This window comes from Dolichospermum lemmermannii CS-548, assembly GCF_028330815.1.
Classification (GTDB): domain Bacteria; phylum Cyanobacteriota; class Cyanobacteriia; order Cyanobacteriales; family Nostocaceae; genus Dolichospermum; species Dolichospermum lemmermannii.
Genome location: NZ_JAQMTJ010000264.1, coordinates 1 through 14,935, shown reverse-complemented (window position 1 = coordinate 14,935; position 14,935 = coordinate 1). Strand labels below are relative to the sequence as shown.

The 14,935-nt window shown below is 38.7% G+C and carries 12 protein-coding genes; 3 read left to right on the top strand and 9 right to left on the bottom strand.

Annotated elements, in window-relative coordinates; all coding sequences use genetic code 11:
• Nucleotides 1-138: 138 nt before the first annotated feature.
• The 5 genes from PN450_RS17970 to dpsA all read right to left on the bottom strand — a co-directional run bounded on the left by PN450_RS17970 (nucleotide 139) and on the right by dpsA (nucleotide 8,813).
• A complete protein-coding gene (locus tag PN450_RS17970; protein ID WP_271837106.1) occupies nucleotides 139-1,713 on the bottom strand; it encodes a photosystem II high light acclimation radical SAM protein in 1,575 nt (524 codons plus the stop codon).
• Between the two features lie 597 nt (nucleotides 1,714-2,310).
• Nucleotides 2,311-2,655 (bottom strand): DUF760 domain-containing protein, encoded by a 345-nt coding sequence (locus PN450_RS17965; protein WP_015080421.1) that lies wholly within the window; start codon nucleotides 2,653-2,655, stop codon nucleotides 2,311-2,313.
• Between the two features lie 246 nt (nucleotides 2,656-2,901).
• Nucleotides 2,902-3,858, bottom strand: a complete 957-nt coding sequence (locus tag PN450_RS17960) for an RNA polymerase sigma factor, RpoD/SigA family (protein ID WP_148764259.1) — start codon at nucleotides 3,856-3,858, stop codon at nucleotides 2,902-2,904.
• 686 nt (nucleotides 3,859-4,544) lie between these two features.
• Complete coding sequence (gene carB, locus PN450_RS17955) at nucleotides 4,545-7,799, bottom strand: carbamoyl-phosphate synthase large subunit (RefSeq protein ID WP_271837105.1); 3,255 nt, start codon at nucleotides 7,797-7,799, stop codon at nucleotides 4,545-4,547.
• A 459-nt stretch (nucleotides 7,800-8,258) separates the two neighbouring features.
• Complete coding sequence (gene dpsA / locus PN450_RS17950; RefSeq protein ID WP_015080424.1) at nucleotides 8,259-8,813, bottom strand: DNA starvation/stress protection protein DpsA; 555 nt, start codon at nucleotides 8,811-8,813, stop codon at nucleotides 8,259-8,261.
• A 360-nt stretch (nucleotides 8,814-9,173) separates the two neighbouring features.
• Here dpsA and PN450_RS17945 point away from each other — a divergent pair, with 360 nt between their 5' ends.
• The gene (locus tag PN450_RS17945) at nucleotides 9,174-9,428 is read left to right on the top strand and encodes an Asr1405/Asl0597 family protein (protein WP_271837104.1); all 255 of its coding nucleotides are present in this window, start codon (nucleotides 9,174-9,176) and stop codon (nucleotides 9,426-9,428) included.
• A 159-nt stretch (nucleotides 9,429-9,587) separates the two neighbouring features.
• Nucleotides 9,588-10,208: a (2Fe-2S) ferredoxin domain-containing protein gene (locus PN450_RS17940; RefSeq protein WP_271837103.1), complete on the top strand. Its 621-nt coding sequence runs from the start codon at nucleotides 9,588-9,590 to the stop codon at nucleotides 10,206-10,208.
• A gap of 52 nt (nucleotides 10,209-10,260) precedes the next feature.
• Here the strand turns inward: PN450_RS17940 and PN450_RS17935 are convergent, their stop codons facing one another.
• From PN450_RS17935 to PN450_RS17925, 3 genes are all read right to left on the bottom strand, one after another.
• The gene (locus tag PN450_RS17935; protein WP_271837102.1) at nucleotides 10,261-10,812 is read right to left on the bottom strand and encodes a hypothetical protein; all 552 of its coding nucleotides are present in this window, start codon (nucleotides 10,810-10,812) and stop codon (nucleotides 10,261-10,263) included.
• Nucleotides 10,809-11,660 (bottom strand): choice-of-anchor C family protein, encoded by an 852-nt coding sequence (locus PN450_RS17930; protein WP_271837101.1) that lies wholly within the window; start codon nucleotides 11,658-11,660, stop codon nucleotides 10,809-10,811. Before PN450_RS17930 ends, PN450_RS17935 begins: the two co-directional genes overlap by 4 nt.
• A gap of 356 nt (nucleotides 11,661-12,016) precedes the next feature.
• Nucleotides 12,017-13,144, bottom strand: a complete 1,128-nt coding sequence (locus PN450_RS17925) for a CO2 hydration protein (protein WP_271837100.1) — start codon at nucleotides 13,142-13,144, stop codon at nucleotides 12,017-12,019.
• On the opposite strand from PN450_RS17925, the gene PN450_RS17920 reads away from it, so the two are divergent.
• Nucleotides 13,143-13,412: a hypothetical protein gene (locus PN450_RS17920; protein ID WP_271837099.1), complete on the top strand. Its 270-nt coding sequence runs from the start codon at nucleotides 13,143-13,145 to the stop codon at nucleotides 13,410-13,412. The genes PN450_RS17925 and PN450_RS17920 overlap by 2 nt on opposite strands.
• Here PN450_RS17920 and PN450_RS17915 read toward each other — a convergent pair.
• Nucleotides 13,398-14,894 (bottom strand): NADH-quinone oxidoreductase subunit M, encoded by a 1,497-nt coding sequence (locus PN450_RS17915; protein WP_271837121.1) that lies wholly within the window; start codon nucleotides 14,892-14,894, stop codon nucleotides 13,398-13,400. The two genes, PN450_RS17920 and PN450_RS17915, sit on opposite strands and share 15 nt — an antisense overlap.
• Nucleotides 14,895-14,935 lie beyond the last annotated feature (41 nt).

Below are 14,935 nucleotides of genomic sequence, written 5' to 3'. Positions count from 1 at the left end.
TCGGCAAGCTCAGTGACCGCCTTCGTGGGTTCAATATCTTAAGTTTTAATTAGTCCGCACAGGCGGACTTCGTTTGTGTAGCCGCGTATCCCTAACGGAAGCGAGAGGCATCTTTCTGATCACCTGGGCTTATGTTTTCTATAATACGCCAGCCAATTGTTTTTCTGGTTTTTCTATGGGTGCAGAAAGTGCATCTTCCAAATCAGCGCAACCCAATTTGACTTCCAAAATATTCATCACTTCCCGTCCGAAGTCATTGGGATTTTGTCGCCAAGCTTGTAAGCAAACTTCACCAAAGAAAGAACCTAATGGTTCAGGATTCCAAAGGAGTTTTTTTGCTGTCCAAGGCATTAAACTCATGGGATCATAACCAGGTTTGAGAATCCCCTCTTTAAAGGCATATTCTTCTAAATGGGTATGGGGTTGGAGTCCAATAAAGAAAATAGCAGGTTCAACTTTATCAGCCCCAAAAATCCGTTCGAGTTCGCGGTGATAAGCAATAGTTTGGCGAATAGTTTCAGGACGTTCATCTATTACATTAAAGGAGTAGTTAACAGAAACTACATCATTGAAACCGGCGGATTTTAAATCACGACAATTTTGTAAAACAGTTCGTAAGTTATAACCCATTCGCATTTTGCGAACCAGTTCTTGAGAACCGCTTGTAATGCCGATTTCAAAATAATTCATGCCTGTTTTTACCATCAACTCACACAATTCGGGTGTTAAGTTGTCGGCTCTAATGTATGCTGCCCAATGAATATCTGACATTCCCGAATCAACGATTTTCTGGAGAAGTTCTACAGCATCATCAATAAATTTACGGGCGGGAATAAATTGAGCATCTGTAAACCAAAAGTTACGAATTCCTCGATTGTATAATTCTCGAATTTCCGCAACAACTTCGTCACTAGGGTTAATGCGGACTTGTTTACCCTCGACTACTGTATAAACACAATAACAGCAATTATGAGGACAACCACGTTTGGTTTGGACACCAATATAAAAATCCTGTTCTTGCAGGTAATAATTAAATTCTGGCCAAATGGTTTCGATGTAATCGTAATTACAAACTGTTTTTTCTAGGGGTGTGGGTTGTTCGTGAATTAGGCGTTGACGCGGTTGATTTTCTCCCACTACATAACAGCGTTCATCCTGAAAATCTTCACCCTTGAGTAGTTTTGTGAGTAGGGTTTCTCCTTCACCGACGGAAATAATTGTTCCGGGCGGTAAGCTTTTACCCAACTGTTCATAAAAGACGCTAACTGCACCGCCACCTAAGACTACACGGGCTTGAGATTGATATTTTTGGGCGCGTTTTAAACCCCGTTTAACTAATCCTAAATTGCGCCATAATTCTACATAATAAGCAATAAAAATTCGTAATCCGCCAAAAGCACCACGCAATTTAATCAAGGGATTTTTTGCGTAGTAAAATTCAAAGGCGTTTTGGAGAGGATTACCGCCCCGTCCACCTACTGGCGCATAAATTTGAATATCCCGCCAAGAAAAGACGAGCAATGTGGGTTGAAACTCGTCAATACATCTGTCTAAGGCAGAAGTATAATCTAGTGGGGGGATTGTGCCTAAGTCAAAAATCCGCTGTTCTGCATGGGGAAATAGCTTGTGAACATGATCTGCAAGATAGACAACACCAATGGGAAAGATGGGGTTACAGGGAAGGCGAACGTAGAGGATTTTATTTGCGTTCATACGTATTTAAACTGTAATGCTTGCCGTAGTTGAGGAAAAGACTAAAGGAATTGTGAATTTGCTTCTGACTTGACTAGCATTATCTTTGACATTTCAGTTGTTTTGTGGTGTGCAAAAATTTTTGCCGTTAGCAATCAGATTGAAAGCGAAAACTGCACTGCATAAAATTTGCTTTTTATATTATGTGGATGGTGTTTATACCACGGGGATTAAAATCCCTCCTGTCGCGGCTGGTGAGCCATGTCGAACCATCCCTTTCAGGGAGCCAAGCCCCCGAGTTTCCCACTTACCGCGAGATATTATGAACAAAATTTTCATATACATTTACCATAACATCGAGTTTATAAATTTAGCGATGATTTTTAGTTGTAATTCTAGAGATAGAGTCAGAGATAATTCAACTTACCAGCGAGAATAAAGTTTGGGGATAAGAGGCTGAAATTCTTATCTACAAACTATTTACAGAGATTCTATCGAAAATAAACAGCCAGATTTTCGTTTATTAGCTATTTTGTAAAGTAAATATAAATTTATTTACAAAATTTTTAGAGAAACACTTGGTAAGTGAAAAACCCAGTGACTTCAGCCCTGAAAGTGTTAATCAACTTCGCTATTATTAGTTTCTGTGCTTTGCATAACCGTATCAAAACCCATTCTTTGTTCTGCATTTCGCAAAAAATAACCACTAATCATCGCAGATGCCAATAAGCGACCTAAATTTTCCCGATTAGTAGAAATAGTAATCCCGAACTGTTCAGAAGGTAAATTTCCTAAAAGTCCGATGATATTCCGTTCCATTACCTGCAAAACTTCCGTAGAAGTAGGTTTAGATAATTGGTTAACTGTTTCTGGACTTAATGATTTAACGTATTGCCATAATAAATTACTTGTTTCCGACTCACTATTAAAAAATTCTGATACTCGATTAGATTTGTTACTCACCTTTGACCTCCTGTACTGCCACTACTAACGACGGTGTTTGTGACTGGAATAACTGGTAGTTATTGCTGATTCTATTTAGTTAACTATTATATAATTCATGTCAACCAATCTAACAGTTTATTCCTTTTGAGGGAGTCGGTTTAACCGTACTAAAATGGGAGTGTTTTTCACCTATTTAGTGAGTATGGGTGGGGAAACTCCACCCACAAAGCAAAAAATAACTGACCATTGAGTAATAACAACCGACTAACTGGCAAGGTACTCATTCATAGTGGCTTTAGATTTGCGAAGTTTGTTTAAAGCTTCGCGTTCAATTTGGCGGACTCTTTCCCGGCTAATATTCAAGACTTCACCAATTTTAGCCAGAGTTAAAGATTGTCCATCTACTAACCCAAAACGCAGGGTAATGACTTCCTTTTGTTGGGGAGTGAGTTCTGACATGATCCGTTCTAAGTCATAGGAGAGGGAAGTTTGCATGACAAAATCTTCCGGTGTTGCCCCTGTGTCTTCTAACATTTCTCCCAGTTCAGTATCATAGTTATCTCCTAACCGCAAGTCTAGAGATAATGGCAGACGGGCTTTTTCCAAGTATTCTCGCACCTGTTTGGGTGTTAAATCTAACTCTTGGGATAATTCCGCTACTGTGGGCGCACGTCCTAGACCTTGGGATAGTTGCCGCTGGGCTTTTTTAATTTTGTTGAGTTTTTCCGTAATATGAATGGGCAAGCGAATAGTCCGGGCTTTTTCGGCGATCGCCCGAGTAATAGCTTGACGTATCCACCAATAGGCATAGGTAGAAAATCTGTACCCTTTGGTGGGGTCAAATTTTTCTACACCTCGTTGCATTCCGATGCTGCCTTCTTGAATGAGGTCAAGTAAATCAACATTGCGTTTAATGTACTTTTTGGCAACGGACACGACTAAACGGAGATTGGCTTCTACCATTTTCCGTTTGGCTATTTCACCAACAGCGATCGCCTGATTTAATTCTGATACTTCTATATCAGAGGCTGCTGCCCACTCTTCTACACTGGGTTCATGACCTAACCGGGTAGCAAGACCTTCCCGGATCTCATGCAAAGCAGTAGATCGTTGCACCTGTTTACCATAAAAAATTTCTTCTTCGTGGGTGAGGAGTGGCACACGGCCAATCTCACGCAGGTAAGTCCGCACGAGGTCGGTGGCTGATTGAGCGGTCTTCATGGCGCTACTCTTGGGTAATGGTGGGTTTGCTGATAGGGTCGTTAACGGAATAATGTTTTGAGTTGGTCACACCCGATCAACTCAGGTTACTCTTATTTGGGAAATTAGGTACTTTACTGCTAAAGGTTACACCTGTCTGCTTGTTTCCACAAGTATCTATAGTTAGATACACAGTAGCAAGTCAAACATTTTTTGTGTTTTCGGGAATATTAATAATTGTAACATTTATGAGAATAATTTGACTATAGGGAAACCCGCACTTTGGCCGTAATTTGAGATCACCTCAGACGCTGAAATTACTGAATAGCATACATTTACTGGGATAACGATCAATTCTCTAGAGCGGAAATAGCTTCCTCATATTTGTTAAAATATCTCAATGATAACCATAATTATTCTTTTGTAACAATTGCTTAATAATGTCGGACTATGATTTTTAGGATTATTTTGATGAAGATGAGGAAAACGTCTGAACTATGATTTTTCTGATTATTTTGATTAATATGAGGGATTTTCCCGATAAATCCGCAGGATTCATCATAAAAATCATCAAAGGTCTGAACTATGATTCTTGTGATTCTTTTAATTAAGATGATATATCTGTCGTAAAAATCATAGATTTCTGCGAAAAACTAGCCAAATAATCATAAAAATCATCAAAATCACAAAAATCATAGTTTAGACAATTAACTCATGGGACAGTATTCTTGGATTACCTTGACATCCAAAGTTGTGTTTTGCAGGGAATAGATAGCAGCGGCTGTGGCTCTAGCACCTGCAATAGTGGTAATAATGGGGATTTTGTAGCCTAAAGCCGTGCGACGAATTAGCTTAGAATCGGCATGAGCTTCTTCTCCAGAGGGTGTATTGATGATGAGTTGAATTTTTTGATTTTTAATCGCATCCAGGACGTGGGGACGACCTTCATGGAGTTTGAGGACAGATTGAATTTCTAACCCTTGTTCCTGAAGAACTTGACGCGTTCCTTGGGTAGCCATGATTGTAAAGCCTAACTTAATAAACTCCTTGACTACATCTGCTGCGAGAGGTTTGTCTCTGTCACTCATAGACACAAATACAGTCCCCTCAAGCGGTAATTTTTCTCCAGCACCTAATTCTGCTTTAGCAAAGGCGCGACCGAAATCGCTGTCAATACCCATTACTTCGCCAGTTGAGCGCATTTCTGGACCCAAAATGGTATCTGTACCAGGGAACTTACTAAATGGTAAAACCGCTTCTTTGACGGCAATATGAGAGGGAATGACTTCTTTTGTAAATTTCACTTCCTCTAAGGTTTTCCCCGACATAATTAAGGATGCGAGTTTGGCTAATTGTACGCCCGTAGCTTTAGATACAAAGGGAACTGTCCGTGATGCTCTGGGGTTAGCTTCCAAAATATACACTTGGGGAGAATAACCATTTGCACCAACTACAGCAAATTGAATATTCATTAATCCCACGACAGATAGAGCTTGTGCTAGTTGAACTGTCCATAACCGGATTTGGTTGAGGACTGCGGGAGAAAGGGAAATGGAAGGTAAGGAACAAGCTGAGTCACCGGAGTGAATTCCCGCCTGTTCAATGTGTTCCATGATGCCACCAATGACAACATTACCAGTATGATCGGCGATCGCATCTACATCCACTTCAATGGCGTTTTCTAAGAACTTATCAATTAAAATCGGGTGATCTGGTTCTACTTGCACAGCAAAGGTCATGTAGCGTTCTAATTCAGTATCAGAATAAACGATTTCCATTGCTCGTCCGCCTAATACATAACTAGGACGGACTACTACTGGATAACCAATCCGCTTGGCAACAATCAAAGCATCTTCATAACTTCTCGCCATACCATTAGGCGGTTGGGCGATATTTAATTCTTGCAGAATCTTTTCAAAGCGTTCCCGGTTTTCCGCCATATCTATAGAATCGGGTGATGTTCCCCAAATCTTGGTGATACTATTGGAGTTTTGTAAATATTCTTGCAGGGGAATGGCTAATTTTAATGGTGTTTGTCCACCGAATTGGACAATTATCCCCACGGGGTTTTCGGCTTCAATGATGTTAAGAACGTCTTCTTTCGTCAATGGTTCAAAATACAGGCGATCGCTGGTATCGTAATCTGTAGAAACTGTTTCTGGGTTAGAATTGACCATAATTGTTTCATACCCGGCATCATGTAGAGAATATGCAGCATGACAACAACAATAATCAAACTCAATTCCTTGACCAATGCGGTTTGGTCCACCACCCAAAATCATCACCTTGGGTTTATCTGTTGGTAATACTTCCGTTTCTTCTTCGTAGGTAGAATAGTAATATGGGGTCAGAGCCTCAAATTCAGCAGCACAGGTATCAACAGTTTTGTAAACGGGGATAACTTCTAACTGTTTGCGATAGGTGCGAACTTCATCTTCTTTGGTTTTTGTAGCATAGGCTATTTGGCGATCGCTAAAACCATTTCTTTTGACATCATACATTTGTGCTTTTGTCAACTGCTTCAGAGGAGTGCGCTTGAGAAATTTTTCTATTTCTAGCAGTTCTTGTAATTTATCTAAAAACCAAGGGTCAATTGCCGTTAGTTCATAAATTTCCTCATTTGTCATTCCCAACTGCATAGCATGACGCACAGAAAAGATTCTTTCTGGGTTAGGAGTCCGTAATTGAGCGCGAATTTGTTCCCCACTGGGCAATTTTTCGGCCTTATCACAACCCCAACCAGCGCGTCCGGTTTCTAGGGAACGCAAAGCTTTTTGGAAGGATTCATTAAATGTCCGGCCAATAGCCATGGCTTCGCCCACTGACTTCATTTGGGTAGTTAAAACCGCTTCTGAACCAGGGAATTTTTCAAACGCAAACCGGGGAATTTTCGTAACTACATAATCAATTGTCGGTTCAAAACAAGCGGGGGTTTTTTTGGTGATATCGTTTTGCAATTCATCCAAAGTGTAACCTACAGCTAACTTAGCCGCGATTTTCGCAATGGGGAAACCTGTAGCCTTGGAAGACAAAGCCGAACTGCGGGAGACGCGGGGGTTCATTTCAATTACCACCACATCACCATTCACGGGATTTACGGCAAACTGAATATTAGAACCGCCGGTTTCTACACCAATTTCGCGGATAATTTTAATGGCCATATCCCGTAACCGTTGATATTCTTTATCGGTCAGGGTTTGGGCAGGGGCAACGGTGATAGAATCTCCGGTATGAATCCCCATAGGGTCGAGATTTTCGATAGAACAGATAATCACGACGTTATCGGCTAAATCCCGCATGACTTCTAGTTCATACTCTTTCCAACCCAGTAAAGATTGGTCAATGAGAATTTGGGAAACGGGACTAGCGTCAATCCCTACTTGCGCCATTTCTTCAAACTCTTCTTGATTATAGGCGATACCCCCACCAGTCCCCCCCATTGTAAAGGCTGGACGGATAATTAAAGGATATGTGCCAATTTGCAGAGCGATCGCTTTTGATTCATCTAAAGTGGAAGCTGTACCACTGGGACATACTGCAACCCCAATTTTAGCCATAGCCTCATTAAACAGTTTCCTGTCTTCGGCTTTTTCAATTGCGGGTAATTTTGCACCAATTAACTCGACGTTGTATTTCTCCAAAACGCCATTTTTCGCTAACGCTACAGCCAAGTTAAGGGCAGTCTGTCCTCCCATTGTTGGCAACAAAGCATCTGGACGTTCTTTAGCAATAACTTTTTCGACTATTTCCGGTGTTAGCGGTTCAATATAGGTGCGGTCGGCTGTTTCCGGGTCGGTCATGATTGTCGCTGGGTTGGAGTTTACCAGCACGACTTCATAGCCTTCTTCTCGCAAGGCTTTACAGGCTTGAGTTCCAGAGTAGTCAAATTCACAGGCTTGGCCAATCACTATTGGTCCTGAACCTAACAGGAGTATTTTTTTGAGGTCTTGACGACGGGGCATAGTTTTTACCTTAGATGACAAAAATACAAATCTTGACTATTTTAAGGGTCTTTATGTCCTCATTATCAACTTTTCCGGGTAGCGGTTGCGTTAAGGGGAAGAATTTATGGGAATGGGGGATTTTTGGTAATGGTTTTTACGTTTTTTTTCTCACGCAGAGGCGCAGAAGCACAAAGAGAATTTAATTGTTTATTTATTCGTTATGGATTATGACAATAAAGCTGCACAGATAATTAATTTATCTTTCTTTATCTGCGTTTATCTGCGTTGATCTGCGTTCAATTATTTATTGTTAGATATATAAAATAGGCAATGAAAATAATTGGTTTTAAATGCCTGATATAGAAAATGGCAGAAATGGTAATTTACTCTTTTCTGCCAAAAGGATTAATTTTGTAAAATTCTCAATTACTAAAATTTTCTCTGTCTTGATTTTGTTAAATTGAGATTATGAGAAGTTTAATTTTGAGCAAGTTGCACAAAACCCAAGGTTAAGCTATCTTTCGCTAGGAAATGAGCTAAGTGATAAGCTCTTTCTTCAGTTTTTAAGAGGATTTTTTCGTATAAGTAGCGTGTGCCTCTATCACCTAAACTCTCTGCCTGTGCTGCTTGACGGCGAATTACTCCAATTAATGCTTGTTCGGCAATTAGGTTATTTTCTACCATCTTTCGAGCAGAAAATACGCCATCTGCTTCTGGTTCAAAACAGCATAATTCAGCTAATTTACTAAAACTTGCTGCGGGTATTCCGCCCAAACCATTCAAGCGCTCGCCAATTTCGTGGATGTGATCTTGTACTTCTTTATAACTGGCGTTAAAGAATTCATGCAGTGAATTGAATTCTGCACCTTCAACTACAAAATGATGTTTTTGGTATTGTAAGTACAATGCCTGAAAACTAGCTAATACGACATTAAATCCTTCAACAACTGGGGCGGTAACACTGTGATCTAGTAATACAGGATTGTCGTAAACCTGACCAAAATTGTGTAATATAGTTTGCGTATCAGACATGGTTTTTCTCTCTTTTTAACAGTTATGATTTTTAACTGCTTACCTCTCACATATTAGCATTTTCAAAATAAAATCAAGGCTACTAAATCTAAAAAATTTTGGCATTATTACCAATCATAAGTATTAATTTCTTGCCTATATCTGTGCTTAAAGATATATATTTGGTATTTATCTTGACTTCATTCTCAAAGTGTGCATATATCTCTATAAATAAAATATGAGATTTTTTCTCAAAATTAATGACAATATTTTGCAGTTAGTGTATTCTAAAGAAAGAAGCTAAACTCCGACTAACTCGCAAATTTAGGCTGTGGGTTTCTAGTTTTACTGCAATTTTATGGCATTTTGAGGGCTACTCGCTTGAAATCTTCTAGCTCGGACACAGATAAAAAGCACGTTATTGATATAGGTTGGGCAGATCGTTGGCAGGTTTATCAACGCTTACAAGAGTTAGATATAATTTGTGTTTGTGAGACTAACCAGCCTTTAACTGTAGAAATAAATAACCCCACCGCAGCTATACAACTTTGGAGTGTAATTCAACAATTCACTGCTTCTCGTCAAGACTTGATTGGAAATATTGAAAATTGTTGGTGGAAAACGTCGGAACTGTGATTTTTTTGATTCTTGTGATTTTTGTGATGATGATTTTTTACTTCTGACTCTTAACCATTATTTATAGTGAATGAGAAAACGTCGGAACTGTGATTTTTGTGATGATGATTTTTTTACTTCTGACTCTTAACCATTATTTATAGTGAGCGAAGTTGAACCATGAGTATATCTACTAATGCAGCAGTAACGGAATTTTGTTTTGAAGGCAGATTTTTGGATTTTGTGATTAAGGATGGATATAAGCTGAAGGGTTTGTTATTAGGAACTTCTGAGGGTGAATGTTATATAAAATTAGCCAAGCATTTACGGAGTGCTTTTGATTTACGTTTACCTCAAGGGACTTGGCTGCAAGTTGTGGGGACAAAACAATATAATGCGAAAAAAGATCAGGTAACTCTGGTAGCAGAACGAGTTATGGCTGCAAGTTCTAATATGGGAACAGTTGCAGCGCAAATTCCAGTTAAGACGAAACCAGCTAAAACACAAACAATTCTAGTTTGTCAAAAATCTGATTGTATGAAGCGTGGTGGGAAGGCTTTGTGTCAAGCTTTGGAGTCGGAGTTAATAAATAACGGTTTAGAAGATTCAGTCACTATTAAAGGGACTGGCTGTATGAAGAACTGTAAAGCCGGTCCTAATTTAGTGATGCCCGATAAAACTCGTTATAGTAAAATTCAAGCTACTCAAGTTCCAGCTTTGATAGATAAGCATTTTTCTGGGGAAATTCGGGAGAATGCAGAGGATATGGTGGTAAATATTCCCAGCTTTGTGGAAGTTTAGTTGCTGTTTATTGTTGGGTTTTCTTGCGTCAACCCAACCTACAAATATATGGTTAGTTAATTGCGACAAAAGACGGAGTAAGTGATGATAAAAATTCCATTATTTCTTGTATTAACGGATGTTCTTGTAATATCTTAATTTGTTCATCATTTATATTGCTAAATATTCTCTCACTAATTGATTGTTCTTTACCTAAGACTGTCTCTAAAAATTCTTTAGGTTTACTTTGAGCAAATTTCCATTCTAAATCATTAAATTGACGTTGTGCTATTTTTTCAATTAATGATTTATCTTGTATTAAAATAATTTCTATTTCTGGAACAGCTAGAGAAGCTTGAAAAGGGATACCGGCAGATGCTCGACGCAATAAATAATTAATTAAATCTTGCTTTTCAAATATTTGAGATTCATTATCTGTATCTGCATCTAGGATTAAGATAACAGGAGTATTTCTGGTAGCGAGTAGTGAACTTGCTAATGATCTTACTTCATACTGTCCGTTTCCTACAACGAATTTAACATCTTGCAAAAGATGTTTAGGAAGTAATTTCTGCAAGATTTCTTGATCTCGATTACCTTCTAACACTATATAAGCTAATGTCATAATACAGCCTCAGTTTTAATGTTGTAATTAGCTAGTCCTTGTTCAACACAAATACGATATTTTTTGATTAATGCTCTACGTATACACTCATTTTCTAAAGAATATTTAATTTCTTCTCCTTCCCACAATAGAATAGTTTGAGGTGCAACAAATCCCGCTAAGGTTTCCGATGCTTCTGTAAATCCACTACGACTAAATATACTCCCAATGGTTGCTGCTGGTCTGCGTAATAGTTGATTTCTTAGCTTGGCTATAGGTTCAATTTTAACAGGTTTTGCTGTGTCTTTACATTCTATTATACAAGATAAGCCATCTGCATGGGTATTATCGAGACTGGCAAAGGAAAGGGTAGTACTATTACTACTGGCTACAAAACCAAAGGTTTGGGACAACCATCCCATATTCGCGAAAGTTTTCCCCGTAACATCAAAGTTAAAATCCTGGGAACTTCCCCCAGCCGACACCTTTAATGTTTTAACTGTTGGATTACCACCCAGATTACCAGCCAAATCGAAGCTAACTGAATACTGATTTCCTGGCTGAGTCACAAAAGTTTGTGCGATACTCCCAGCTTGCAAATGATTTAAATCTAAACTAAAACTACCATTGGAATTCTGCCAAAATGTGTTGATATAATCAATAGCTCCACTGGTAACTGTCCAATCATTAATGGCAGTTGAATTAGTAGGTACGGCTACAAAAGGAAAACCACTACCTAATGATGAATTTTCAAAGCTACCATTTTTGATCAAATTGATGGCTGAGGCAGGATTGGTCGCTAATAAAAAAGAAGCAGAGAAACCAGCTAGAGTAACAATCTGAAACAGTTTAATGGGAAATGTTTTCATTGTAATTATGAAGATACAGCAAGTTCAGCTTGAGTGAGGTACACCTTATTCGTATGATAACTCATACTACGTATTTGTAGCAACTGCTGATGCTACACCAATTTGAGTGTTGAAGCGGTTTTTAACTAACCACTCCAGACACAGACAACACAGAAACCAGAATAGTCATCTATAACTAATTCTCAATTAGTCTTGTTTTATTTGATAGGATTTAAAATTGCTTATGCAGTAAAGATAGTTCTTCCTCGTCAAAACTATGATAACACGGTTTTCAGTTCGTGTCAATAGATTTCCTTCTTTTAAACGCGAAAAAATAATGTTTTTGAAATCTGATCATGTAGCGAAGCCATATTATCCTATTTATTTACTGCTAATAACTGGGAGTTTTCTAATCTTGACAGCCACTTTTCTAAATAAACTTGAATGGCTTTTTTTTCAGATGAATCTTGAGTATCCAATGGATAAGGTAAAAGTCCTAAAATCGCGGCTGTGGTTACACAAAACATCGACTTTTGGAAACTCATACAAATTTGTATTCGCAAATCATCTTCACTTCTGAGACTGCGACGATAAATATTATGTAAATATTCTGGCAAATAATGACGCATATCTTGCATTAATAATGTGGGAGGAATTCCTGCACCACCAATAGGTAAAGGATCTGCGTATAATGCACCATATTGGAATCGAGATTGATCTGGAGGAACTTGATATGCTTGAGCGTTTAAAGACACTGTTCCTAAAAATGGTGTACCTCTAAAAAATACGGCTTCTACATAGGGAACTGCGGTATCTGCAAGGAAGGTTAAACCAACTGATTTGGGAATCAGATCATAGACTTTATCGCCTATTTTGACACTGTATGTAATAGGTGTCATTGCATCTGCAACTAAAGCCAGTTTAATATGTTCTACAACTTGGGGAATTGATTTAATTTGTCCGTTGTCATAGCGATCTGATAGACTCAGAAACATATCCGCCATGACTCGCCAAAATTGACCTAATCCAGTGTAATAAGCGGAGACTCGTAACTGTTCTATTAAGAATTCGGGAAACAGTTCATTAAGTCCCAAAATCAGGGGATTATATTTAAATTTAGCAGTAATAACAGCTTTTGCTCTATCTTGAAATTCTTTAGTATCTAAATATGCGTCTAAACCACCACCACCATGCCACATCATGGTTTTCATGCAATATTCGGCATATTCAAAATTAATCCGATCATGCCATAAATGACGGATTAATTTAGCAAAAGAAACATCACCATCAAAATATTTAAAGAAGGGAAAAAATATTAAAAATTGATGTTCAGCAATGTAGATAAGATTTTTAGAATAAGCATCTAAAACCACTCCATAACTTTTAAGAATGCCAACAACTTCTAAAACGTTTTCGGGACTATCTTTGAGTAATGCTTCTCCAGTTTGTAAGCGGTGAATATATTCAGCTAGGGGGTTGTAAGGGGGATTTTTTTGAGTTTTCATGATGTCAATTCTCCTGGAATTCAACTGTCTTAACTATGATGTTTGGGATTTTTTTGATTTGTTTGATGATCTGGTTGTGGTGATTATCGGCCTCCACTGTCTTAACTATGATTTTTGGGATTTTTGGGATTTTTTTGATTTGTTTGATGATCTGGTTGTGGTGATTATCGGACTCCACTGTCTTAACTATGATGTTTGGGATTTTTTTGATTTGTTTGATGATCTGGTTGTGGTGATTATTTTTCTCGGAAAGTTAAGAATCCAATAGTTCCCGATTTGCTACTAGATGATGATTATTCGTTTTTACCATTGTGGTAATTGTGGCTTGGGTATAATGGACTAACCAATTAGGTTGAATGCCGAAAATAACGATCGCTACTGCTAGAATGATGGCAGGGATGCGATCGCTCCAATACACACGAGGTAAGTTCATCACTGCTGCTGATAACCGCCCAAAAAAGGCACGATTCAGGAGAATTAGGAAGTAAACCGCAGTTAAACCATTTCCGAGCATTGCTAACAATGTTTGTACCGGAAAAACTGCAAAACTGCCCCGAAAAATAATAAATTCGGAAATAAATCCCACCATTCCCGGTATACCTGCACTGGCCATAACGGCAAAAATCATTAAACTACCAATAACTGGTAAACCTCGTTCTGGGTTTAATAGTCCCCGAATGACATTTAAATCTCGACTACCAGCTTTTTTATAGACAACTCCCACCAACAGGAATAACATAGCGGATATTAATCCGTGACTAATCATTTGCATAACTGCCCCCAAGACGCTGAGGGGTGTGGATGCGGCTGCTGCTAACAAGACATAGCCCATGTGGCCGATAGAACTATAAGCCACCATTTTTTTCATGTCTGTTTGCGCGATCGCACAAGATGCCCCAAACAAAACGCTAACTACTGCCCATGTAGCTAACCAAGGTGCTGCATAAGCCCAAGCATCTGGTAATAAATTCATCCCAAATCGCAGTAAGCCATAAGTCCCTAATTTTAATAATATCCCAGCCAACAGCACAGATATGGGTGTGGAGGCTTCCACGTGGGCATCTGGTAGCCAAGTATGGAAGGGAACGAGGGGGATTTTAATACCAAATCCTACTAAAATGCCGACAAGGAGTAAAATTTGCGTTGCTAAGGGTAGAGATTGAGCGTTTAAGGTTGCTATGCCAAAACTAGGAGAACCACTCAACCAAACCATTCCTAAGAAACTGGCTAAAATAACGATTCCTGAAAAAGCTGTATAAATCAGAAATTTTGTGGCTGCATAACCTCGTTTTTCACCTCCCCAAATCGCAATTAGCAGATATAGAGGTATTAATTCCAATTCATAAAACAGGAAGAATAATAATAAATCCTGTGCTAAAAATGCTCCAGTTACTCCAGCACTTAATAGCAGAATTAGAGAGTAGTAAAATCTCGGACGTTGTTGGGATTCATCGCTGCTATAAATAGCAATACAAGTTAATAATCCATTGAGGATTAATAAAGGTAGTGATAAACCATCTATCCCCAGATTGTAGTTTAAGCCAATAGCATCTACCCAAGGTAAGGATTCAGCAAATTGTTGAGCAATTTCTCCAGGGTTAAACTGAGTTGCTAGGAAAATAGTCCATGCAAAAATAATCACGCTAAAGAAGAAAGCAATGATTCGGGATAGTTTACCAGAGATGGTAAAAGGATAGAAACCAATAAAAGCCGCACCAATTAACGGCAGTAAAATCAATGTACTCAGCATAGAGGTTGGAGAGGTTGGGGAGGTTGGGGAGGTTGGGGAGG

Bases quoted from the DNA above. Each gene is read 5' to 3' on its own strand.
- PN450_RS17970 (WP_271837106.1), bottom strand. From the start codon at position 1,713: ATGAACGCAAATAAAATCCTCTACGTTCGCCTTCCCTGTAACCCCATC.
- PN450_RS17960 (WP_148764259.1), bottom strand. From the start codon at position 3,858: ATGAAGACCGCTCAATCAGCCACCGACCTCGTGCGGACTTACCTGCGT.
- carB (WP_271837105.1), bottom strand. From the start codon at position 7,799: ATGCCCCGTCGTCAAGACCTCAAAAAAATACTCCTGTTAGGTTCAGGA.
- dpsA (WP_015080424.1), bottom strand. From the start codon at position 8,813: ATGTCTGATACGCAAACTATATTACACAATTTTGGTCAGGTTTACGAC.
- PN450_RS17940 (WP_271837103.1), top strand. From the start codon at position 9,588: ATGAGTATATCTACTAATGCAGCAGTAACGGAATTTTGTTTTGAAGGC.
- PN450_RS17935 (WP_271837102.1), bottom strand. From the start codon at position 10,812: ATGACATTAGCTTATATAGTGTTAGAAGGTAATCGAGATCAAGAAATC.
- PN450_RS17930 (WP_271837101.1), bottom strand. From the start codon at position 11,660: ATGAAAACATTTCCCATTAAACTGTTTCAGATTGTTACTCTAGCTGGT.
- PN450_RS17920 (WP_271837099.1), top strand. From the start codon at position 13,143: ATGATGTCAATTCTCCTGGAATTCAACTGTCTTAACTATGATGTTTGG.
- PN450_RS17925 (WP_271837100.1), bottom strand. From the start codon at position 13,144: ATGAAAACTCAAAAAAATCCCCCTTACAACCCCCTAGCTGAATATATT.
- PN450_RS17915 (WP_271837121.1), bottom strand. From the start codon at position 14,894: ATGCTGAGTACATTGATTTTACTGCCGTTAATTGGTGCGGCTTTTATT.